We start from the raw sequence: 1,164 nt of genomic DNA on the forward strand, positions 1-1,164 counted from the left end.
ACGTATAAGTAATAAATAACATGCATAGCGCTTCTCACGTTGTGACTAAAATACTATAAATTGCCATTTGACCTACGCCAGAAATCAGCACAATATTTATAGCCACTGACTAATGACTAATTTAAAACATAGCATGTATTTAATTAAGTATTCATTCAAACTAAATTAGCGTTAGTTTCTGTGATCTGTCTCCTTTTTATATGCAAATGGTATATATATACATTGAACAATTGATTTTTAGAACTTAGTCTTCCTGAACACTCTTTAACAAAACCTGGTATATAAATGACCATTTACATTATTAAAAATAGCTGTATATACGATAACATCAATCATGAGTTAAAAAGCAAAGATGGGACCCGGGCGATAAAACTTACCCACATGCGGTCTAAGTGTTTAGATTTTATTCTAACTAATGCACAAGAATTGGTGATTAGAAAAAATCAGATTTCAGCTGTACTATGGGAAGAAAGAAGTGAATTTATAAACGATGCAAATTTAACACAACTACTATACCTGGTCAGAAAAGACCTGAAGTTTTTTGGTATTGATAATTTGTTTGTAACAATCCCACGTCAGGGGATCCAGCTTAATGGGGATATAGAAATTAAATGTTTGGAAAACAAACAGCACATTTTCCAGAATCGTTTTATTTATCCTATAACAATAGCTCTGATCGCGCTAATAATTCTATATGCCGTACTGAACTTTTACTTATCATAAAGCAGTAATGCCCATGGATGGGCAATACCACTCACTTAACAAAAATTTGTGCTAACTTATCTTTCAACATTTTCAATACAGGTCCTGCAAACACCCCACCCAGCCCGGACAATATAAGTATCATATGAGTCCCTGCGCCTTTATCAAGGGCAATGCTGGATAGCAAAAAACCAGTAAAACATGAAATAACAACTTGTTTTAGACATCCTTTAATATTTTTCTGCGTTCTCCTTCGAGTTTCTCTCATGAGGTAACTCACAACGCCTCCCCATGCGCTTACGATGATAACCGCAAGTATCGTTTCAAGCTCGATGATACCTCGAACAGTAGGTTCCGAACCAATTATCATTGTCATAAAAATATCCTTATCATTTTATGGATGAATACTTAGACTGCAACATAAAAATCCATTGTCGAAGCACAGCATAGTATTTATTATAT

The 1,164-nt window shown here is 34.2% G+C and carries 2 protein-coding genes; one reads left to right on the forward strand and one right to left on the reverse strand.

The window, feature by feature from the left end:
• Window positions 1–285: 285 nt before the first annotated feature.
• On the forward strand, window positions 286–723 hold the full coding sequence (locus NNO08_RS22810; RefSeq protein WP_271449367.1) for a winged helix-turn-helix domain-containing protein: 438 nt from the start codon (window positions 286–288) through the stop codon (window positions 721–723).
• A 31-nt stretch (window positions 724–754) separates the two neighbouring features.
• Here the strand turns inward: NNO08_RS22810 and NNO08_RS22815 are convergent, their stop codons facing one another.
• Window positions 755–1,078 carry a phage holin family protein gene (locus tag NNO08_RS22815; protein WP_271442885.1) on the reverse strand — a complete coding sequence of 108 codons (324 nt, stop codon included), beginning with the start codon at window positions 1,076–1,078 and terminating at the stop codon, window positions 755–757.
• Window positions 1,079–1,164 lie beyond the last annotated feature (86 nt).

Origin of the sequence: Citrobacter sp. Igbk 17, assembly GCF_028069775.1 — a bacterium.
Taxonomy (GTDB): domain Bacteria; phylum Pseudomonadota; class Gammaproteobacteria; order Enterobacterales; family Enterobacteriaceae; genus Citrobacter.

Bases quoted from the DNA above. Each gene is read 5' to 3' on its own strand.
- NNO08_RS22815 (WP_271442885.1), bottom strand. From the start codon at position 1,078: ATGACAATGATAATTGGTTCGGAACCTACTGTTCGAGGTATCATCGAG.
- NNO08_RS22810 (WP_271449367.1), top strand. From the start codon at position 286: ATGACCATTTACATTATTAAAAATAGCTGTATATACGATAACATCAAT.